Annotated in this window: 15 protein-coding genes; 14 read left to right on the forward strand and 1 reads right to left on the reverse strand. The window is 53.8% G+C overall.

Annotation, left to right across the window (positions count from 1 at the left end; all coding sequences use genetic code 11):
* Positions 1–67: 67 nt before the first annotated feature.
* From FH603_RS23095 to FH603_RS23130, 8 genes are all read left to right on the forward strand, one after another.
* Positions 68–1,555, forward strand: coding sequence for a sensor histidine kinase (locus tag FH603_RS23095; protein WP_235985552.1), 1,488 nt, complete (start codon positions 68–70; stop codon positions 1,553–1,555).
* A gap of 62 nt (positions 1,556–1,617) precedes the next feature.
* Positions 1,618–3,597 (forward strand): response regulator, encoded by a 1,980-nt coding sequence (locus tag FH603_RS23100; protein ID WP_186740573.1) that lies wholly within the window; start codon positions 1,618–1,620, stop codon positions 3,595–3,597.
* Between the two features lie 298 nt (positions 3,598–3,895).
* Positions 3,896–4,321: a hypothetical protein gene (locus FH603_RS23105; RefSeq protein ID WP_186740575.1), complete on the forward strand. Its 426-nt coding sequence runs from the start codon at positions 3,896–3,898 to the stop codon at positions 4,319–4,321.
* A gap of 63 nt (positions 4,322–4,384) precedes the next feature.
* Complete coding sequence (locus FH603_RS23110) at positions 4,385–5,074, forward strand: hypothetical protein (RefSeq protein WP_186740577.1); 690 nt, start codon at positions 4,385–4,387, stop codon at positions 5,072–5,074.
* Between the two features lie 305 nt (positions 5,075–5,379).
* Positions 5,380–5,970, forward strand: coding sequence for a hypothetical protein (locus FH603_RS23115; RefSeq protein WP_186740579.1), 591 nt, complete (start codon positions 5,380–5,382; stop codon positions 5,968–5,970).
* A gap of 55 nt (positions 5,971–6,025) precedes the next feature.
* Entirely contained in the window at positions 6,026–6,661 is a 636-nt protein-coding gene (locus FH603_RS23120; RefSeq protein WP_186740581.1) for a leucine-rich repeat domain-containing protein, read from the forward strand.
* A gap of 54 nt (positions 6,662–6,715) precedes the next feature.
* Complete coding sequence (locus FH603_RS23125; protein ID WP_186740583.1) at positions 6,716–7,234, forward strand: phage tail protein; 519 nt, start codon at positions 6,716–6,718, stop codon at positions 7,232–7,234.
* 154 nt (positions 7,235–7,388) lie between these two features.
* Positions 7,389–12,467 (forward strand): beta strand repeat-containing protein, encoded by a 5,079-nt coding sequence (locus tag FH603_RS23130; protein WP_186740585.1) that lies wholly within the window; start codon positions 7,389–7,391, stop codon positions 12,465–12,467.
* Between the two features lie 63 nt (positions 12,468–12,530).
* Here the strand turns inward: FH603_RS23130 and cysC are convergent, their stop codons facing one another.
* Positions 12,531–13,082, reverse strand: coding sequence for an adenylyl-sulfate kinase (gene cysC / locus FH603_RS23135; RefSeq protein ID WP_186740587.1), 552 nt, complete (start codon positions 13,080–13,082; stop codon positions 12,531–12,533).
* A 25-nt stretch (positions 13,083–13,107) separates the two neighbouring features.
* Between cysC and FH603_RS23140 the strand changes: the two genes are divergently transcribed.
* The 6 genes from FH603_RS23140 to FH603_RS23165 all read left to right on the forward strand — a co-directional run bounded on the left by FH603_RS23140 (position 13,108) and on the right by FH603_RS23165 (position 19,884).
* A complete protein-coding gene (locus FH603_RS23140) occupies positions 13,108–13,809 on the forward strand; it encodes an aspartyl/asparaginyl beta-hydroxylase domain-containing protein (RefSeq protein ID WP_186740589.1) in 702 nt (233 codons plus the stop codon).
* Between the two features lie 24 nt (positions 13,810–13,833).
* Entirely contained in the window at positions 13,834–14,799 is a 966-nt protein-coding gene (locus FH603_RS23145) for a sulfotransferase family protein (RefSeq protein WP_186740591.1), read from the forward strand.
* A 146-nt stretch (positions 14,800–14,945) separates the two neighbouring features.
* Positions 14,946–15,368 carry a BLUF domain-containing protein gene (locus FH603_RS23150; protein ID WP_186740593.1) on the forward strand — a complete coding sequence of 141 codons (423 nt, stop codon included), beginning with the start codon at positions 14,946–14,948 and terminating at the stop codon, positions 15,366–15,368.
* A 146-nt stretch (positions 15,369–15,514) separates the two neighbouring features.
* The gene (locus FH603_RS23155) at positions 15,515–17,746 is read left to right on the forward strand and encodes a bifunctional alpha,alpha-trehalose-phosphate synthase (UDP-forming)/trehalose-phosphatase (RefSeq protein WP_186740595.1); all 2,232 of its coding nucleotides are present in this window, start codon (positions 15,515–15,517) and stop codon (positions 17,744–17,746) included.
* 119 nt (positions 17,747–17,865) lie between these two features.
* Positions 17,866–18,852: a chemotaxis protein CheB gene (locus FH603_RS23160; RefSeq protein ID WP_186740597.1), complete on the forward strand. Its 987-nt coding sequence runs from the start codon at positions 17,866–17,868 to the stop codon at positions 18,850–18,852.
* A gap of 258 nt (positions 18,853–19,110) precedes the next feature.
* Positions 19,111–19,884 carry a sialate O-acetylesterase gene (locus FH603_RS23165; RefSeq protein ID WP_235985553.1) on the forward strand — a complete coding sequence of 258 codons (774 nt, stop codon included), beginning with the start codon at positions 19,111–19,113 and terminating at the stop codon, positions 19,882–19,884.
* The last annotated feature ends 43 nt before the right edge of the window (positions 19,885–19,927 follow it).

Here is a 19,927-nt window from a genome sequence, read left to right on the forward strand (position 1 = left end):
GAAACTACCAGCCGGGATTCGCTATTTTTGTATTCGTTGTAACCAGACTTTTGAATGAGTGAGGTTTATGGATACAGTCTACAGTGAACCATCAACCCCTCGGGTACCTCTCGTTTTTCGGGGACTGATACAGTGGTTAGAGGTACGGTGGGAATTCCTGATCAACATTGGGGTCAGCGACAAACTGACCTTTTGGGAACGTAAGCGGGTGCGCCTGGTCAACGGCGTTACCGTTGTTGGTCTCAGTGTGTATTTTCTATATATGGTCATTTTTCTGGGATCACCAGACCGGGTCACGTTCTGGCTGGTGATCCTGGTTTTGGTGGCCAATCTGGGTCCACTGTTGCTTAACTGGAAGCGCCGGTATACGGCATCGGCTTACTACCTGATTTTGCAGAACACCGTTTTGTATTCGCTGATACCCATCGCGAAGTTTAACGATGGGTCAGATTTCCTGTTGATAACGGCGGGCATCATGCCCATGCTTTTCTTTCGTAATCGGCGGACAATATTTTTTCTGCTTGGGATCAATGTAGCTGCTTTTTTCGCCGTGCGTTATGCCCAAACCGTGATTGTACCAATCTGGCACACGCCCGATTCGACAGACCTGCACGACACCAACCTGTTTATGTTCATTCTTACGCTGTTTTTGGTCGTCTATATATTTCGCACCGAGAACATGCAGCAGGAAAATCGCTTAATGGTGCGAAATGAACAGATTCGTCAGTCGCTGGCTGAGTTGCGGGCTACCCAGATGCAACTGGTTCAGAAAGAAAAGATGGCTTCGCTGGGTGAGCTGATCGCCGGTATCGCCCACGAAATTCAGAACCCGCTCAACTTCGTCAATAATTTTTCGGAAATATCGGTTGAGCTGATCGGCGAACTGAACGAAGAGATGGCGGCTGGCCACCAGGCCGAAGTCCAGGTGCTGGCCGGATTCGTGAGCGACAATCTCCGTAAAATTGCCCATCACGGCCGACGGGCGGAGTCTATCGTAACCGGAATGCTGTTGCACAGCCGCGCCGAAGTAGGGGAGAAGCGCCCCACAAATCTGAATGCGCTGGCCGACGAATACCTGCGCCTGACCTACCATGGCCTTCGCGCCCGCGACAATACCGTGACCGTTAAACTGACCGCCAACCTGGATCCATCGATCAGCCAGATAGACGGGATACCTCAGGACCTGGGCCGGGTACTTCTCAATCTATTCAATAATGCGTTCTACGCCGTAGTCCATAATCAAAAAACCGCCGGGAGTAGCTACGAACCGGAGGTAACAGTGACGACCCGCCATGCGGGGAACTGGGTAACTCTGCATGTACGGGACAATGGCTCCGGGATAGATCCCGCCATTCTGGAGAAAATATTTCAGCCTTTTTTTACGACTAAACCCACCGGGCAGGGAACCGGGTTGGGATTGTCGCTGAGTTACGATATCATTACAAAAGGGCACGCGGGTGAACTTATGGTTGACTCTGTTCTGGGAGTTTTCACCGAGTTTATTATTCGTTTGCCAATTCGTCAGGCTGGTCGAGAAATTGGAAATAGGTTGTAACGGTGGGATAAGAGGGGCAACGAGGCCAACGTGTGATAGAACCAGTTTTAACAGTAAGGTGAATGAACACCAAAATATTGGTCGTTGACGATGAAGAGGACATCACATCCCTGATTCAGCAGCTCTTTCGTCGTAAAATTCAGGAAGGCGTTTACGCGTTCACATTTGCCGGCAGCGGGCGCGAAGCGCTGGCGCTGATTCAGAGCCAGCCGGATTTCGATGTGGTCCTGGTCGATATCAACATGCCTGATATGGATGGTCTGACGCTGCTGAACCACCTGCCGACGCTATTGCCGAACGGCCGGGCAGTGATGGTGTCGGCTTACGGCGATATGAACAACATCCGTTCGGCCATGAACCGGGGTGCTTTCGACTTTGTCTGCAAGCCCATCAACCTGGGCGATCTGGAACGAACGATTCAGAAGACCGTTCAGCACGTCAGTCAGTTGCGGAAATCGGCCCAGCTGCAGGAAATAGCTGCGTTGAAAACAAGGCTTTTCGACAATATCACCCACGAGTTCCGAACGCCCCTGACGCTTATCCTCTCACCGGTCGACCGGCTTCTCCGCAACTGTGACGAAACTCAGGGTTCCAAACGCGATTTGTTGGCCATCGAGCGAAATGCCCGCCATTTGCTGCGGCTGATCAATCAACTGCTGGAACTGGCCAAGCTGGAAGCTGGTCAGCTGCGCGTAAACCCCCAGCCCGGTAATGTGAGCGATTTTTTTGGCAAGCTGGTTCAGGCGTTCGTTCCTTTAGCTGAACAACACGGCACTACGTTGACGTATCAGACCGATGTAGCGGGCACCTGGCTTTTCGACGCGGAGAAAGTAGCTCAGATTGCGTACAACCTCATCGCTAATGCCATCAAATTTACGGCTGGGCGCGTTGACCTGGGCAGGATCGATGTCCAGCTGAAAACGGGATCTTTAGTGCGCCTGACTGTTACGGACAACGGGGTAGGGATACCCGAAGCCAACATCCCCTTTATTTTTGACCGGTTCTATCAGGCTTCGGCGCCTGTCGGGCGGGTCCAGTCGGGTACGGGAATCGGTCTTTCGCTGGTCAGGGAACTGGCCGAGCTGATGGGTGGTGTGGTTTCGGTACAAAGCCAGACGGGGGCCGGAACGCTGCCCTCGGGAACAACCTTCTCCGTTGAACTGCCCCTGGTTGCATCGGCCACACCCGACGGAGCCGACTCATTCGACCTGTCGTTGTGGGACTGGTTTCCGCTTCCCGCCACGGAACCTTATTCCCGGTTTGTGATCAACAAGCCGCCTATAGACGCCCCCCTGGTTGTACTCGTAGAAGATAACGACGAACTGCGAACGTTTCTCCGGGATGAACTCGAAAGTCACTACCGGGTACTGACAGCCGCGACGGGTGATCAGGGCTGGCAGCTCATTCAGGCCGAACTGCCCGACGTGGTCATATCCGATGTGATGATGCCCGGTCTGGACGGGTACGAGCTTACCCAACTCATTAAAACGACCCCCACCACCGACCACATCGCGGTTATTCTCCTGACCGCCAAAGCAACCGCCGATAGTCGGCTAACGGGCTTGCAGCGTGGAGCCGACGACTACCTGACCAAACCGTTCCAGGTGGAGGAGATCATGCTGCGGTTACGTAACCTCGTTACCCGTCAGCAACGCTTACGAACGCTATACCAGCAGCAGCTATCGCAACCGGAGTTACCCCAGCCACTGGAAACGGTGCAGGAAGGATGGCTTCGAACGCTATACACCGTGCTGGAAGCAAACCTCGACGATTCATCGCTGAATGTGGAGCGTCTGGCCGAGGAATTGGCGATGAGCAGTAAAACCCTGCTGCGTAAGGTTCACTCACTCACCCAGCTATCGACCAACGAACTGATCCGCCAATACCGACTGCGTAAGGCGGCCGATCTGCTGCGGGCCGGGTACGGGGTATCAGAGACGGCTTACCGGGTTGGGTTTGAAACCCCTTCCTATTTTGGTCAGTGTTTCAAAGAACTTTACCAGGTCACGCCCAAGGAATTTGCCAGTTCGATCGTGGTATAAACCCACAGACTGCGCTTCTTAGTATCGAAAAATGCTATCCCCCCGTTTGCTGATTGACGTCAGCAAACGGGGGGATTTTGATTAGACGGTACCTCATTAAGGTAATAGAGTAAGGGTGTCCGATATGTAAGCATGTTTGTCCGAAAATGAATGCCTTTACTAAACTACCAGCCTCAATTTTGTTACCGTCATCGATACGGTAGCAACAAAGACAATGGACAGGCTACCCGTCGATTGGCGGGCCCCCGCTGAAAAGCCCTTAACCGAGTAGGCACCCTTCCTCTTCCTTCAACTTATCATGGGTTTCTTACAATTTATCCCGGCCGACAAACTGGCAGCGCTCTACGATACCGGCACCCGTCAACTGCGGTTGTACGCCAAAGGCAACGCGCAGGAATTTACAAGTGGCATCTCTTTTTACCGTGATCCCAATTTTGTTGGGGGGCTTAAGTTCGATTTACAGGGGTGGGTAGGGCCGCTGGGCCAGGGCCTTCAGCCATACACCAAAACGCAGGCATTCAGTATCCAGCTGCCTTCGCCGGTTGTCAACTCAAAATCGGTGATCATTGCCGATGCCAACAACCCGGACGGGGTTCCGGTCGACATTCACTATACGGGGCTTGGGGAGACAGCCCCGGCGGCACTCAACGGAGCTGGCGAGATGCTGGCAGTACCCTCCGATGACGCGGCACCAGCGCCGTTGGCAGGACAGGAAATTATCTGAACCTTGTTTAAAGAGCCTTTCAAGGTCAAACAATCGGTTGGGGGAACAAACCCCGGTGGCTCGGTGGCAATCAAGTTCGATCGGGCTTACCTGGACATGACCGATGCCAGCATGCAGGGGACCGACATTAGCTGGACCTTCAACTCGCTCCAGATGGGGAATACGCAAATAATCGTAACCATCTACGGAGGGGTCGCCAAATACGTTTTGCAGCATGTGTACGACGTTCAGATTTTTGTGCTGGATGAGGTAAAACCCATGGCCAGCACCGCCATTCTGAGCTATCTGGGCCGGGTCAATATCGCGATGCGCCTGATCAGAGAGCAGTATCCGGATGCGCAATTGTACGAAGTACAGGCAACGGCCAAAGCACCTTCGACCAACCCTAACGATATTTCTCAGCTGAAGGTAGTATGCCGGGCGGGAACCGGTACGGCTATTATCAACTCTACGGGCTGGGGCACGTTTGGGGCGGTCTCCTTCATTGGGCAGCCATGGCTGGAGGATGTCGTAATCGACTGGCCTATCGCTATGGAACTGACCGAAGCCGATTCGTTGCTGAAAGCGGCCGGATTTACGGGCTCTTATGGCAACGTAACCCTCCGCCACCCGCTTTATCCCGGCGTAAACGAACCGTATTACATCTTCGGAATGACCTCCGGTCAGTACGTCTTCGTCGGTGTCAACGATAAAAAAGTAACCGTCAACCAGGCTGGTCAGCCTTTCGTGTCGACCGAGTCGGTTACGGCCTGATCTTCCTGTCCACACCCTGTACAATGTCTTCCTCTTTTTTTAATCGAATGTCGTTGGGCTGTTCTACGCAGCCCAACGACTGCTTCGAAGGCGGCTTGATCACTGCTAAATAGGTATAGGTTACTTTTCAAATTTGAATAACCACATACAAAATCCTGCTTTTTACCTACAAATAGTACAGTAAGGGGATGATCTTAGTTACTTTTATCCCAACTCATATAAACAAAAATCAATCTGTTGGTAGTAGCCCGACAGACTAGTGGATAATTCATCTGAGACTGATTAACTTTCTATTCCCTTTTCTTATGAAGCGACGTCTATTTATTGGTCAACTCGTTGCGGGTTGTATGTTACCCCTACTGCCCGACCCTGTTCTTGCCCATGCCTCTTCCGGGGACATGAAAGCCAGGCAGGCTATACATGTCTTCCTGAATAGGGTAGGCGGATTGGTTACGAGTGGTCAGGTGGGTAGTCCTGAGCGACTGACCATTGCCCGCGTGTACAATCCCGAACGCACCAACCTGTCTTCTCTGGTAACCCTGGCCAACCGCGATATCGAGCTGGCTGGTCGTGTACTGAGCAGGGATTTATCGATAGAGGCCGCTCCCCTCATTGATAACACCTTACCGGGCTCGTTTGGCTCTTATTCTGCCCGTTTTGACCGGGAGGGTTTTCAGGTTATCTGGCAGGCACTCGCCCGCATCGGCCGTTCAGAACGTGTGTCTGAAGGGACTATGCTGCTGATGGGGAGCAAAGGGGTTCTACAGCTGAACATGGATCAACTGAGCTACCGCCTGGTCGATCTGAGGGGTCGGGTGGTGCAGTCCGGGAAATCAGAAGGGATCGCTGCCGTGAACCGATCGACTGTTGCCCAGGATCGTCCCGGCTTATTTTAGTACCTGTCCAGTTTAACCGATCGAGAATGAACCCATATTTTACACGGTAGTTAACATGAACTCAGACATTACCGCGCCTGCCAGGACGTGTCCGCCCGGTGCCGATACGCATGCCAAGCGCCTTACGTGGTGGAGCGAACTGGAACCCCAGTGGCGGGCAGCCTTTCAGGCAGCCTCGTTTGGCCATACGAATCAACCCTCATACGAAGACCTGGAAGCACTTTGGCAAACTACGGTGCTGCGTTTTGCTGGCCCCAGGGCTTTCCACCCCAACCTGCCCTTCGAACTATCCAATTGTTCCGGTCTGGCTGGCATGAGCAACCTGGAAATTCTGGTGCTGACCAATCATCACCTTGACTCCATCGCTGAGGTTGCCGGCATGCCCAACCTGAAGAGTCTGTTTGTCAATAACAACGCCATTCAGAGCCTGGAGGCCCTGTCCGGTCTGACGCAGTTGACCCAATTGTATGCACAGATCAATCAGATAACGTCGATCGAACCGCTGCGCAACCTGACCGGCCTGACAGAGGTGTATATCAATTTTAACGCCCTCAAGACGCTGAACGGACTTACCCGCAAACACGCCAATATCCTAAAGTCGTTTTATTGCCTCCCGAACGATCAACTACCCGATCGGGAGACATTACGCGTGGAACGAACCCTGGGTATTCGCTGTCGCTCGCTTCACTGATTAATCGTATTCATTTTTATTCAATCATACGTTATACCTAAATCCTTTAGTTCGATGGAACCCTTTATTGGTCAGATTATTATGTTTGGTGGCAACTTCGCTATTCGGGGGTATGCCATTTGTAGCGGGCAACTTATGTCGATAGCCCAGAATACAGCCCTATTTTCAATACTAGGAACCACATACGGTGGGAACGGTCAGACAACTTTTGGTCTACCTGACCTTCGGGGACGGGTCCCCATCGGGCAGGGTCAGGGCCCTGGCTTACCTAACTTCACGTTGGGCCAACTTGCCGGAACGACGTCGGTAACGCTCAATTCCTCAAATATGCCGATCCACAACCATTCGCTTGTTGCCGTAACGGAAACCGGCAACGTCGCATCGCCCCAGAACGCCTTCCTGGCCGCAACGGGCGCCCTTGATCCGGAGTACCGTGCTTCAGGTTCCAACGTGGCAATGGCGCCCCAGTCGATTGGGAACGCGGGTAGCAGTCAGCCTTTCAGCATCATGCCACCCTACCTGACGATCAATTACCTGATCGCTTTAGAAGGCATATACCCATCCCGAAACTAGTGACCATTTGCCCGTTGGTCAATAGGGTGAACGAATGCTCCGTATTGACTAACTGCAATAGACGTTGATAGCTGCGGATCAAAACATCTGATGGCTATTGAGCTATTCGAACCAATCAATGTATTACTCAAAATAACCTTTTTTCTTCTATCGCATGAAAAACTTCTACGCTGGACGGGTACCGGAAGATTCCTTCCGACCTATCCGCAATCTCATAAACCAGACGCTTTCTCTTCGGGTAGCCTGGGGTGTGTTCCTCCTGCTGTCCATGCTGTCTTTACGGACGCAGGCCCAGACAGCTCCCAGTTCGATCACCATTTCGGGAGCCTGCTTCGGAGGAACCTACGTCCTCGATAAAGTGAGTGACAACTATGAAGCAACCAACCGGCCGGCCTACCTGGGTTCAGGGACGGTTACGCTGAACGGTACAGCTTATAACGATGTTCAAATTGCGGCTTTTTATGAACCGTCCGGCCCTGCCTGGGTAATCGCCTTCGACGGGGGAGCTTACCTCTCCAACCCGAGTACAGCGAATATTCCGCCCACATCAGGCTGGGTAGTTGAAGACAATTCACAAGCGTTCGGCAATTGTACGGGGCCATCACCGTTTCAGGTAACGACCGGAACCGTGCGTATTACACCCGCCAGCCTCGCTGCGGTTTGTTCCGGTTCACCTGTCAGTCTTACGGCTGTGCCGACCAACTTTACGTCGCCTACCTACGCCTGGAGCAGCACTCCATCGGGCTTTTCGGGCTCAGGAGCGGTCTTCACGCAAAACGCGCCGACTGTCAATGCGACAACAAACTATACAATCAGGGTTGTTGCCACCGGTGGGGTAGCCAGCGCTACGGCCACCATCGGCGTTACGGTCAATCCATCGCCCACGCTGGTAGCGGGCGCTACGGTCAATCCAACTACCTGCGGAGGAACGAGTGGCAGTATTGCCTTCACCACATCCAACCTGCCAAACGGTACTTATTCGGTAAGCTTTACCGGTACGGGCAGCCCGAAAACGGTTACCGTCACCAGCAACGCGTTTAATCTGACGGGTCTGGGTGCGGGTACCTACAGCAACTTCTCGGTTACCAGCAATGGCTGCACGGGTACGGTAGCCACCTCCAAAACGCTGACCGATCCGGTAGCGCCAACCCTGACACTGGGTGCGGGTACCAACCCGACGAGCTGTGGGGGTTCTAACGGCAGCATTGCCTTCACGACCAGTCTGGCCAACGGCACCTACTCGCTGACGTATACCGGTACGGGTAGCCCCCAGACCATCACCGTTACTAGTGGCGCTTTCAGCCTGACGGGCCTTTCGGCGGGTACCTACAGCAACTTCTCGGTCACCGCTAACGGTTGCACCGGTACGGTTGCCACGTCCCGTACCCTGAGTGATCCGGCCCAGCCCCTGGCCAGCGTTGGTGCCGCTCAGTCCATTTGTGTTGGTACAGCCGCCACACTGTCAGCCACCGCTACCAACGGTACAGGTGTATGGAGCGTCCAGAGTGGACCTTCTACCTCAGCTTCGCAGTTCAATAACACAGCGTCAACCTCGGCGGTATTCACCCCGGCCGGTGGAGCGGGTAGTTATACCCTGCGCTGGACCGTGAGCAACGGCAGCTGTACCCCCGCCACTGCCGACGTGGTCATCACCGTAAACGCTTTGCCGACACTCACGGCCGGCGCGCCGACGAATCCTTCCTGCACAGCCAGCAACGGGAGTATTGCCTTCACCACGGGGAATGTGCCTAATGGTACCTATTCGGTAAGCTTTACCGGTACGGGCAGTCCAAAAACGGTCACCGTCACCAGCAACGCGTTTAGTCTGACGGGTCTGGCTTCGGGTACCTACAGCAACTTCTCGATCACCGCCAACGGTTGCACCGGTTCAGTCAGTTCGTCAGTGACATTGAACGAACCAGCTCCGATCACGGTAAGTCTGTCCTCCAGCGGTACTATTACGTGTAGCAATACGGCGGTTACGCTAACGGCAAACAGCGCTGAGCCAAACCTTGTCTATGTGTTCACGGGGCCATCGGGCGCGGTTGCCAGTACGGGCGCTACGGCCAGTGTTAGCCAGGCGGGTACCTACACCGTCGTTGCCAGCGCACCTACGGGTTGTACGGCCAGCGCTACAACTACGGTTATCAGTGATGCGCTGAGCCCTCAATCTGTAAGCATTAGCCTGAGCGGCCCTTTAAGCTGTAATGAATCAACGGTCACAGTAACAGGCGGAACTAGTACGCCCAATTCGACTTTCGCCTTCACCGGACCCGGTATTGTGAGCGTTAGCGGCAATGTGGCCACGGTTAACAGAGCCGGGTTGTACACGGTGATCGTAACTTCTCCCAATGGATGCACAGCCTCTAACTCGACTACGCTTACAGGCAGCGCTGATCGTCCGGAGAACCTGAGTCTGACTGCCAGCGGCCAGATCAGCTGTTCGCAAACTACCGTTACCTTAACGGCCGCCAGCTCAACGACCGGTGTCACGTACAGTTTCAGTGGTCCCGGTATCGTCAGCACGACGGCCAATACCGCGCTGGTAAGTCTGGCCGGTACGTATACTGTCGTTGCGACGGCCACTTCAGGCTGTACATCGCTTGCTACAACTACTGTTATCGGCGATACACAATCGCCCCAGAACGTAAGCCTGACGGCCAGCGGTCCGATTACCTGCACAAACCCGACCGTTACGCTCACGGCGGGCAGTACGACCGGTGGGGTTACCTACAGCTTTAGCGGCCCTGGTATTGTCAGTACAACCGCCGGCACGGCCACTGTCAGTCAGGCGGGTACCTATACCGTTAGGGTTACCGCTACGAACGGATGTACGGCAACCACATCGACAACGGTTATCGGTAACACCGAAGCACCTCAAAATGTCGGTCTCGTAGCCAGTGGTTCGATCAGTTGTGCCAACCCGGCCGCTACCCTGACAGCCAGCAGCAGCTCGGCTAATGTGACCTATGTCTTCAAAGGGGCATCGGGTGTCGTGGCGAGCACGGGTGCTACGGCCAGTGTGACGCAGGCGGGTACCTATACCGTCATTGCTACGGGCCCGAACGGGTGTACGGCCAGCGCCACGGTTACGGTTGCCGGAGACTCCGAACTCCCGCAGAATGTGACACTCAGTGCCAGCGGTCCGTTGAGCTGTACGGTGTCGTCGATTCTGCTCACGGCGGGCAGCAGCACATCCGGCGTAACCTATACGTTCAGCAATGGAGCGGCCCAGATTGGCAATGGCAACACGGCCACTGTCACCAGCGCGGGTACCTACTCGGTCGTTGTAACACGCCCTAACGGCTGTTCGACCTCGGCCAGTACCACGGTGATACTGACCAACGACGTGCCACCCGCCCCTGACCTGAGCAGCCGCACGGTGTCTCAAAACACGGGCGATGTGACGCTGACGGCCACCAACTGCACGGGTACCATCAACTGGACTGGTCCCAACAACACCAGCGGAACCGGTTCCATCGTTGTTCCCACAGCTACCGTGGGTAGTTTCGCTTATGCGGCCGTTTGTGTACGCGGCACCTGTACCAGCGCTCCGGCGAACCTGACGGTAACGGTTACGTCTGCCGCCAGCCAGGCATTGCAACTGGTTACACCCCTGTACAACTGCCTGACCGGTAGCCTAACCTTCCAGACGACGGGTGGTACGGGTGGCCTGATCGAGTTCCGCGCCATTGGGGTAACGGACTGGAGCAGCAACCCAACCCATGTAGTCGAAGCTGAACTGCGGGCCGATGCGAACAGCAGTGGTGTACTGATGCTGATGGCTCGCCAGAATGGGCAGGTGGTAACCCTGAATTTCGACTTCCGGGCTTTCTGCGCCGGCAGCAACGGCAATCAGCCTCCACAGGTTGTAATGCCTATATCGACCCAGGGTGCAACCCAGGGTAGTCCATTCAGCTTCGCGATTCCGTCCGGTACGTTCGCCGATCCGGAAAATCAAGCTCTGACGCTTTCCGTACAGGGGTTACCCGCTGGTCTGTCGTTTGCGGGTACTACCATTAGCGGAACACCGACGGTATCGGGTAACTTCCCCCTATTGGTAACCGCAACCGATCCGGGCGGACTATCGGCTAATACCACGTTCATGCTGGTCGTTACCGCAACGGGTACAGCCCAGCCGCTGGCGCTTATTGTACCGCTCTACAACTGCCAGACGGGTGCCATTACCTTCCGAACAGAGGGCGGCAACGGTTCGCTGATCGAATACCGGGCGGTTGGCGTAACCGACTGGTCGCCTAATCCAAGTCAGACGGTAGATGCCCCCCTGCGGCAGGACCTGAGCAGCTCACCGGTATTGACACTGATGGCCCGTCAGAACGGGGTTGTCGTGATGCGGGAATTTAACTTCCGCACCTTCTGTCAGGACGTTCCGGTCAACAACCTCCCGCCGACGTTCCACGGACCGTTGGCCAGTCAGCAGGGTACTCAGGGACAGCCGTTCAGTTATCAGATTCCACAGGCAGCCTTTAGTGATCCAGAAAGCGGAACACTCACGTTTACGGTAAACGGTCTGCCCGCCGGGTTAAGCTTCAACGGAGCCACTCGTACCATCAGCGGTACACCAACGCAGCCGGGTAGTTATACGGTTGTCATTACGGCGGCAGATCCGCAGAATGCTACGGCAAACGGCAACCTGTTAATCAGTATCGCACCTGGTGGTACAGGGCCAGCTCCGTTGCAGTTAGTGACGCCCCTGTACAATTGCGCAACGGGTGCTATCACGTTCCAGACAACGGGCGGCAATGGTTCGCTGATCGAATATCGGTCGGTTGGCGTAACCGACTGGTCGCCCAATGCGAACCAGACGGTGGATGCACCCCTGCGGCAGGATTTGAACAGCTCATCGGTATTGACACTGATGGCTCGCCAGAATGGAGTTGTCGTGATGCTTGACTTCGATTTCCGCGCCTTCTGCAACCGGTCAACCCGGATCGCGACGCGGGAAACGGCAGAACAACCGCTGCGGGTAACCCTGCTGGGAAACCCGGTACAGGGTGAGTCTGTCGAGGTCGACGTAACGGGAGCCGAGGGTAAAAAACTTACCTTCACCCTCACCGACATGAATGGCCAGACTGTTACCCAACAGGCGATTCCGTCGGCCGCTGTGGTAGAACGTCAGTCCCTGCGGATTGGTCGCCGGGTTGGCGGGGTACTGCTGCTGCGGGTACATACCGACAGCCAGCAGGCAGTGGTCAAAGTGATCGTGCCGTAAAGGACCGAAGCATAGGATTATCCCGGAATTGGGATGGTCACCAGAATCAGCGTCATCAGATGGCTAGTTTACGTCATCTGATGACGTTGTTTTTAACCAGGTAAGCAGGGCATTCAGCAGGCGTTGTTCGCTGGCTTCCCGTGTTTCGGTGCTGGTATCGATATGGAGGTCCGGCGTTTCGGGCCTGTCATACGGGTCATTGACGCCGGTTAAATTGGTGATATGGTCCGCATGCGCCTGAGGTAGCAAGGCACGGGCATAGAGACCTTTGGTATCGCGCTGCTGTAAAGTCGGCAGGGCACAGTCGATAAAAACAAGTCTGGAGCCTGGCATCAGCACGGCCAGTTCATCCCGTACCGACTTATATGGATTGATAGCTGCCAGTATAACGATGACCCCATGATGAACCAGCCGCTGGCCGATAAAACCCAACCGCCGGATATTCTCCTGCCGGTCCTGAGCCGAAAAGGTCAGTTCGGGCCATAGATGTCGTCGGTAGCGGTCTCCATCAAGTACCTCGACCCGGTAGCCCAGTGTGGTCAGGCGTTCGGCTACCCCCTTCGACAGGGTGGATTTTCCGGCCCCGGATAAGCCGGTAAATTGAATAAAAAGCATACTAAACCAAGCGTTAGTTTATACGATGGACAATCGATTTTTCAAACTGCCTTTTTACTTTGATGAAGCAGCGCTCACCCAGGATCTGGCGCTAAGCCGGGCGCTGAACTGGCGGCAGCATTTCAACCAGCGGGACTATGCCGGAGACTGGAGTAGTCTGGCCCTCCGGTCGGCATCGGGCCGTGAGGACGATATTTACGCGCACCCAATCCAATACGACTATGCTGATACAGCCCTGCTGGCGAAATGTAAGTACTTCCGGCAGGTTTGTGATCAATTTCAATGCGAAAAAGAATCGATCCGTCTGCTGGCCCTGGCACCGGGCAGCGTCATCAACGAACATACTGACCTGCACACGGGGTATCCCTACGGCCTTTTCCGGCTACACATCCCCATTCAAACGGCAGAGGCTGTCCGGTTTCGGGTAGCAGGTGTCGATTTACCCATGCGGGCGGGTGAATGCTGGTATGCTAATTTTCACCTGCCCCATAGCGTACGCAACGAGGGGGCCATTGAGCGGGTACACCTGGTCATCGATTGCCGGCGAAATGCGTGGTCCGACGCCCTGTTCGGGCAGGTGGGTTATGACTTCGGGGAAGAGGCCCGCGTGCTGGATTACTCCCGGCAAACCAAACGGCAGATGATAGCTGAATTATCCCGAACGGACACCGAAACGTCCCGTCAGCTGGTTGCTCAGCTCCGGCAGGAGTTAGGTGAGGGTAACTGATTTGTACGATTGAAAACATAGTTAATGGCTACACGCACCGAATCCTATCCGTTACAACACTGGATCCCGTACAAGCTGCGGACCACGAACGGCCAGCCTGACTGCCGCTGGCTATACCTCGGAGACCACCCGATGACGGCTCCCTTTTTTGACGATACGCAGCAGCGGTGCTTATCGCATCCGTATAATTCGAGCCCGTACGCCAGTGTCAGTTCGCTCGACGGATTAATCGAGATGGCGCAGGCCGTTCCCGCCGTAGCACCTACTGCATTTATATTTCACGTGTCGCGGTGTGGGTCGACGTTGCTTGGCCAGTTACTGAGTTTGCTGACGAATGCGGTCGTGCTGTCGGAAGTTCCCATTCTCGATGCCCTGCTGCGGCTGCCAACCCCGGTTGATTCCGGGTTGCCCTCCCCGGCTGATCAGGCTTTTGTGGCCGCCTTACAGTTGTTGAGCCAACAACGAACGGGTCGGGAAGCGGCTGTATTCATTAAAACCGATAGCTGGCATCTGCTGCAATACGGGACGCTGCGCCGGTTGTATCCCAAAACACCCTTCATTTTATTGTACCGATCGCCTGATGAGGTTCTCCGGTCGCAACGTAACCGGCGGGGCATGCAGGCTATACCGGGTCTGATTCCGCCTGCTTTCTTTGGATTTACAACTGACCCCAACGCTCCAGTCGATTTAGATGCGTACATGGCCATGGTACTGGAGCGCTATTTTGAGGTATTGTTAATGATTGCCAAACAGGATTCCAACTGCCTGCTGATCGACTACCAGGCCGATGGCATGGTGATGATGAATCAACTCATTCGGTTTCTTGACCTGACGCCCGACGCCGACGTGTATGCTGCCATGGCAGAGCGATGTGGTTACCATGGCAAGTATCCGGGACAACTCTTTGGAAAAGAGCCTGTCGTTTCTGAATGCCCCGAGTACCTACAGCCGGCAATGACGCTGTATCATCAACTGAATGCCCTGCTTTAAATCGGCTAAGCGCTTGTTAGTCTATTGGGTTTAGTCCATTAACTAGTTAATTGTAATAGTTTTTGTTTAATATAAACTAAACAGCTTACTTAATTATTTAACAATTTAAACTAATGAACAAAATATAAACTTCCCTGACCGCCCACATGGACTATTGTACTGTCTACCTCAGTTCATCAACTGGGTTGCTAGCTGAAGCCGAGTTGGCACAGATATTGGAAAAAAGTCAGAAAAAAAATCAGGCTTCGGGTATTACCGGTATTCTTCTCTATTTCAACGGGAACATTATCCAGGTGCTGGAAGGGGACGAAACAAAGGTGAGAGCCTTATATGAAGTTATCAGTCGCGACCCCAGGCATTCGCATGTAATCAACCTGTATTCGCAACCGATCGAGCAACGGTCGTTCTCCGACTGGTCGATGGGGTACAAGACGTTATCGGCCACGGAGTTAAAGGGTGTACAGGGCATGATTCCATCAACGGCGGAGGGGCTATCGTTAAGGGCCAATTCGGATAATATCGTGGTGGCCCTCGTCAAAATCTTTTACCAGAATAATTACCGAAACTAATACCTGTTCCGGCGCGCTGACAAGACCATTGGCTTATTTCGGCAGCTTACTTACGAAGCAGAAACCCAATACCGTAGTTCTCCTGACGAACGACTTACTGAACCAGCCTTAGGTTTGTGCTTCAGTACAGGTATCCTCGTTTCGTTATGAAAAACAATCGACTGATCATTATTTCTTACCGGCTTCCCTTCTCGATCAAAACCGATCAGAAAACGGCAACGGTACAATCCTCATCCGGGGGGCTGGTTACGGCTGTCAAGTCGCTGGACCTGAGTCAGTCAGCCCACAAGCCAATCTGGATCGGGTGTGCCGACTTTACGCAGCGGCAGTGGGAAAAACACCGGCATTTAGTCGATGATGATTTTGAGTACGTGCCTGTGTTCCTCGACAAGGCAACCCAGAAGGGCTTTTACAACGGCTTTTCCAACTCGGTTCTCTGGCCGCTTTTTCATTACTTTCCTTCTTACGTGGATTACCACGATGAACATCTTAGGGCTTATCAGGCAGCTAACCAGCAGGTCTGTGAAACTGTAGTCGAACATCTTCAGCCAAATGACGAGGTATGGGTACATGATTACCACTTTCTGGGACTGCCTCAGCTAATTCGGGAGCGGGTACCCACGGCCTCTATTGGCTTCTTTCTGCATATCCCGTTTCCTTCCAACGAGATGCTCCGGCTACTTCCGAAACGGTGCCGGGATTATCTGCTGACGGGTTTGCTGGGTGCCAATCTGATTGGTTTTCACACCAACGATTATCTCATCCATTTCCTTGAGTCGGTACAGCTAAACCTGGGTTTACCGCACCAGATGGCAAAAATCCTGTACCAGGATCATTGCGTACAGGGTCAGGCATTCCCGATCGGTATCAATTACGGGCTCTATCACGATGCCTATGATGAGCCCGACGTTGTGGCCGAGCGTGCCGAACTACACCAGGCTTATCCCGGAAAAATCATTTTTTCGGTCGATCGGCTCGATTACACCAAGGGGGTGATGCAGCGGTTGGATGCGCTCGAAGCGTTCCTGCAGACACATTCCGAGTGGATCGGCAAATTGGTGTTCATTCTGGTGGTAATTCCCTCCCGTGATGAGATTCAGACCTATTGGGAGCGCAAACAGATGATTGAGCAGGCTGTAGGGCGGATCAATGGTAAGTTCGCCACCCTGACCTGGATGCCCATCGTCTATCGGTATGCTTCGCTGTCTTTTCCGCAGTTGATGGGGCTGTATACCGCCTGCGATGTGGCGCTCATCACCCCCCTTCGGGATGGTATGAACCTGGTCGCCAAGGAGTTTATAGCCTCCCGTCAGGATCAGCAGGGCGTTCTGGTCTTGAGTGAGTTAACGGGTGCCGCCAATGAGCTGGGCCAAGCCCTGATGGTCAATCCACTCGATGAATATGAAGTGGCTGAGCGGCTGGCTGAAGCATTGGCCATGCCACCGGAAGAGCAGGAACGCCGGATTGCGATTATGCAAAAACGAATTTCGACCTATAGTGTACAGGAATGGGCGGCCGACTTCTTCAACGTGTTACAGACGGCCAGTCGGGGAAGCCACCAAAAAAGTCAGGTGGTAGCTTTGAAGGGCAGTAGTAAGCACAACCTGCTGGTGGCTTACGAGCAGGCTCAGTCGCGCCTGCTCTTGCTGGACTATGACGGTACTATGGCTGAATTTACTGCCCGTCCCGATCAAACGACACCGTCGGTTGAGGTGATAAGTCTCATTCGGGAACTGGCGGCCTCACCCCAGAACAACGTTGTCATCATCAGTGAACGGTCTCACGAAACGCTCGAAAGCCTGCTGGAAGGCTTACCAATCGATATCGTGGCTGAGCACGGTACTTACCTCCGTCAGGAAGGCATCTGGCGGAGTTCGATACTGGATGATAGCCATTGGAAGGAAACCGTACGGCCGCTGCTGGAAGGGTTCGTGAGCCGCTGTGATGGCTCTTTCATCGACGAAAAAAGCCATTCGATTGCGTGGCATTACCGGGAGGTGAGTGAGACAATTGGCTTTGAGCGGTCGCGGGAGCTTGTTCTTACCCTCAACGCATTACTGCCTTATCAACTACGCGCTATTGATGGCAATAAAGTAGTCGAAGTTAAAATTGCCGATACTGACAAGGGACGTATGGCCAGACAGTTAGCTATGGCCTATCCGTATGATTTCGTACTGGCTGTTGGCGATGATAGTACGGATGAGGACATGTTCAGGGACCTTACGGGAGATGGCCATTATACGGTTAAGGTGGGTCGAGGGGCCACAACAGCCGGTTACCGACTTGATTCAGTCAAAGAGGTTTTGTCTTTACTGACGGCCTTTGTCAAGGCTACTCCCTATACGCCTGATAAGCATACCGGGTCAATGGTATCCTAAATGTTCCGATGCCTCGCTATAGAGACAAAAGGCGGGTGTATATTGACTTTTAATGTGTTTACCAACGATGCACCATTACTTGCTTGCTGCCTGGGTATTTAACAACAAGACAACCACGTATGAGTAAACGAAATATAGTCGTTATTGGTGCTTCGGCTGGTGGGGTGTATGCGCTGAAAGAGTTTGTGGACTTATTACCAGCTGATTTTTCGGGATCAATCTTTGTGGTACAGCATATGGCAGCAGATGCGCTTAGTTCTCTGCCCGAAATCCTTAACTTTAGAGGTAAGTTAAAGGCATGTCATCCAGTCGATGGAGACCCCATTCGATCTGGCAGAATTTTTGTAGCGCCACCAGATCATCATCTGTTGATAGAAAAAGGTCGGATACTTGTAAAAAAAGGGCCAAAAGAGAACCGGTTTCGCCCATCGATCGATGCACTATTTCGGTCGGCGGCTTATAATTACGGTCCCCGTGTTATTGGTATAGTGTTAACAGGATTACTCAATGATGGAACGTCGGGCATGTGGACGGTTAAGCGACTGGGGGGGGTTAGTATTATCCAGCAACCTCAGGAAGCGCTGTACCCCAGTATGCCGGAAAGTGTACGAGAGAACGTCGAGGTCGATTATGCTGTGCCCATCGCCGATTTAGCCCCGTTGCTTGTCGAATTAGTAGCCCAGGAAGTCGACCCCCGTCCCAGTCTTTCATCCGTCGAGGATCAATCGATAGCAACCGAAATCAAAATAGCCGAGGAAGAAATGGACCAAGCTATGAAATTTTTCAAAGAGGGTCAGTTGACAGCGCTAACCTGCCCTGAATGCCATGGGTCGTTGGTTAGTATCCAAGAAGGAGGATTAGTTCGCTACCGGTGCCATACGGGTCATGCCTTCACCGCCGGGTCATTGCTGTCGGGGGTGAATCATACCATCGAGGAGTCATTGTGGAACGCGATCCGGGCACTGGAGGAGTTGATTATGATACTAAACAAATTAGGGCAGGTCCAGCAAGACAAAGGTGATTTAGCGAGTGCTCAGTCTTATTTCGATAGAGCTGCCAAGGTTCAGGAACGCGTCGATAAAATCCGGCCACTGGTATTTGAATAAAGGAGGCTCTGTTTATTCCGCGTCATTCCTGCGCTTTTTTGCCCTCGCGTCCGGCTCATCGGGATTAACCGTAGCCCCTTCCTGACACAACCGCTTGCCGACGGCACCCTGTTCTGATTATTTACCAGAAACAGTGGTCATCTTTCCTTATTTTCGGGACCTGGTTGCCTGGACAACCGTCTGGACAGGAGCCGTCTGTGCCTTACCCGAGATGAACTCATTTGTATGGTTAAAACTGGTTTGATCGCTGTCTTTCTTATGGCTATCGCTTCCCTGGCGGTACTCGCCCAATCGGGTTTACCCCAAGGTATCTCACCAGCTAACTTCCACCTGTATGTTCTGGCCGGGCAATCGAATATGGCAGGCCGGGGTACGGTTGATGCCGAGGATAAAACTCCGCATCCGCGCGTCTGGATGCTGAATCGTGCCAACCAGTGGGTGCCCGCCGTCGAGCCCATGCACTTCGACAAACCAACGGTGGTAGGCGTTGGGCCGGGGCTGGCATTTGGGAAGCTGGTGGCAGAAATGGATACAAACGCTTTTATTGGGTTGATACCAACAGCGGTAGGCGGGTCGGCCATGGATAGCTGGCAGCCCGGCGGCTACCACGAGCAAACCAAAAATTACCCCTATGACGAAGCGATCAAACGGGTTCAACTGGCGCAGCAGGCCGGTACGCTGCATGGTATCCTCTGGCATCAGGGCGAAAGCGACAGCCACCCTGAGCTGGTAAGTGGCTATGAACAAAAGCTCACCCAGCTGATTGGCCGATTTCGGCTGGTTTTCAACGCACCGACCCTGCCGGTTGTCGTGGGCACGCTGGGCGATTTTTACGTAGCCAAAACACCGTCGGCGGCTCAGATCAATGAACTGCTCCGGGGACTGCCCACCCGGGTAGCCAGAACTGCCTGCGTCGATGCGTCGGGCTTGACGGATGGCGGTGACGATACCCATTTCGATGCAGCATCGGCCCGTGAGCTTGGCCGCCGGTATGCCAGCGCAATGAAAGCGCTGACCCGGCAGAAGCCCTGAAGCCAGAAAAAAAGGAGGACCGAAAAGCGCAATCCCGGGCGCT

Origin of the sequence: Spirosoma utsteinense, from assembly GCF_014282275.1 — a bacterium.
Classification (GTDB): Bacteria; Bacteroidota; Bacteroidia; order Cytophagales; family Spirosomataceae; genus Spirosoma; species Spirosoma utsteinense.

Coding starts and splice junctions, on each gene's coding strand:
- FH603_RS23095 (WP_235985552.1), top strand. CDS start 68: ATGGATACAGTCTACAGTGAACCATCAACCCCTCGGGTACCTCTCGTT.
- FH603_RS23100 (WP_186740573.1), top strand. CDS start 1,618: ATGAACACCAAAATATTGGTCGTTGACGATGAAGAGGACATCACATCC.
- FH603_RS23105 (WP_186740575.1), top strand. CDS start 3,896: ATGGGTTTCTTACAATTTATCCCGGCCGACAAACTGGCAGCGCTCTAC.
- FH603_RS23115 (WP_186740579.1), top strand. CDS start 5,380: ATGAAGCGACGTCTATTTATTGGTCAACTCGTTGCGGGTTGTATGTTA.
- FH603_RS23120 (WP_186740581.1), top strand. CDS start 6,026: ATGAACTCAGACATTACCGCGCCTGCCAGGACGTGTCCGCCCGGTGCC.
- FH603_RS23125 (WP_186740583.1), top strand. CDS start 6,716: ATGGAACCCTTTATTGGTCAGATTATTATGTTTGGTGGCAACTTCGCT.
- FH603_RS23130 (WP_186740585.1), top strand. CDS start 7,389: ATGAAAAACTTCTACGCTGGACGGGTACCGGAAGATTCCTTCCGACCT.
- cysC (WP_186740587.1), bottom strand. CDS start 13,082: ATGCTTTTTATTCAATTTACCGGCTTATCCGGGGCCGGAAAATCCACC.
- FH603_RS23140 (WP_186740589.1), top strand. CDS start 13,108: ATGGACAATCGATTTTTCAAACTGCCTTTTTACTTTGATGAAGCAGCG.
- FH603_RS23145 (WP_186740591.1), top strand. CDS start 13,834: ATGGCTACACGCACCGAATCCTATCCGTTACAACACTGGATCCCGTAC.
- FH603_RS23150 (WP_186740593.1), top strand. CDS start 14,946: ATGGACTATTGTACTGTCTACCTCAGTTCATCAACTGGGTTGCTAGCT.
- FH603_RS23155 (WP_186740595.1), top strand. CDS start 15,515: ATGAAAAACAATCGACTGATCATTATTTCTTACCGGCTTCCCTTCTCG.
- FH603_RS23160 (WP_186740597.1), top strand. CDS start 17,866: ATGAGTAAACGAAATATAGTCGTTATTGGTGCTTCGGCTGGTGGGGTG.
- FH603_RS23165 (WP_235985553.1), top strand. CDS start 19,111: ATGGCTATCGCTTCCCTGGCGGTACTCGCCCAATCGGGTTTACCCCAA.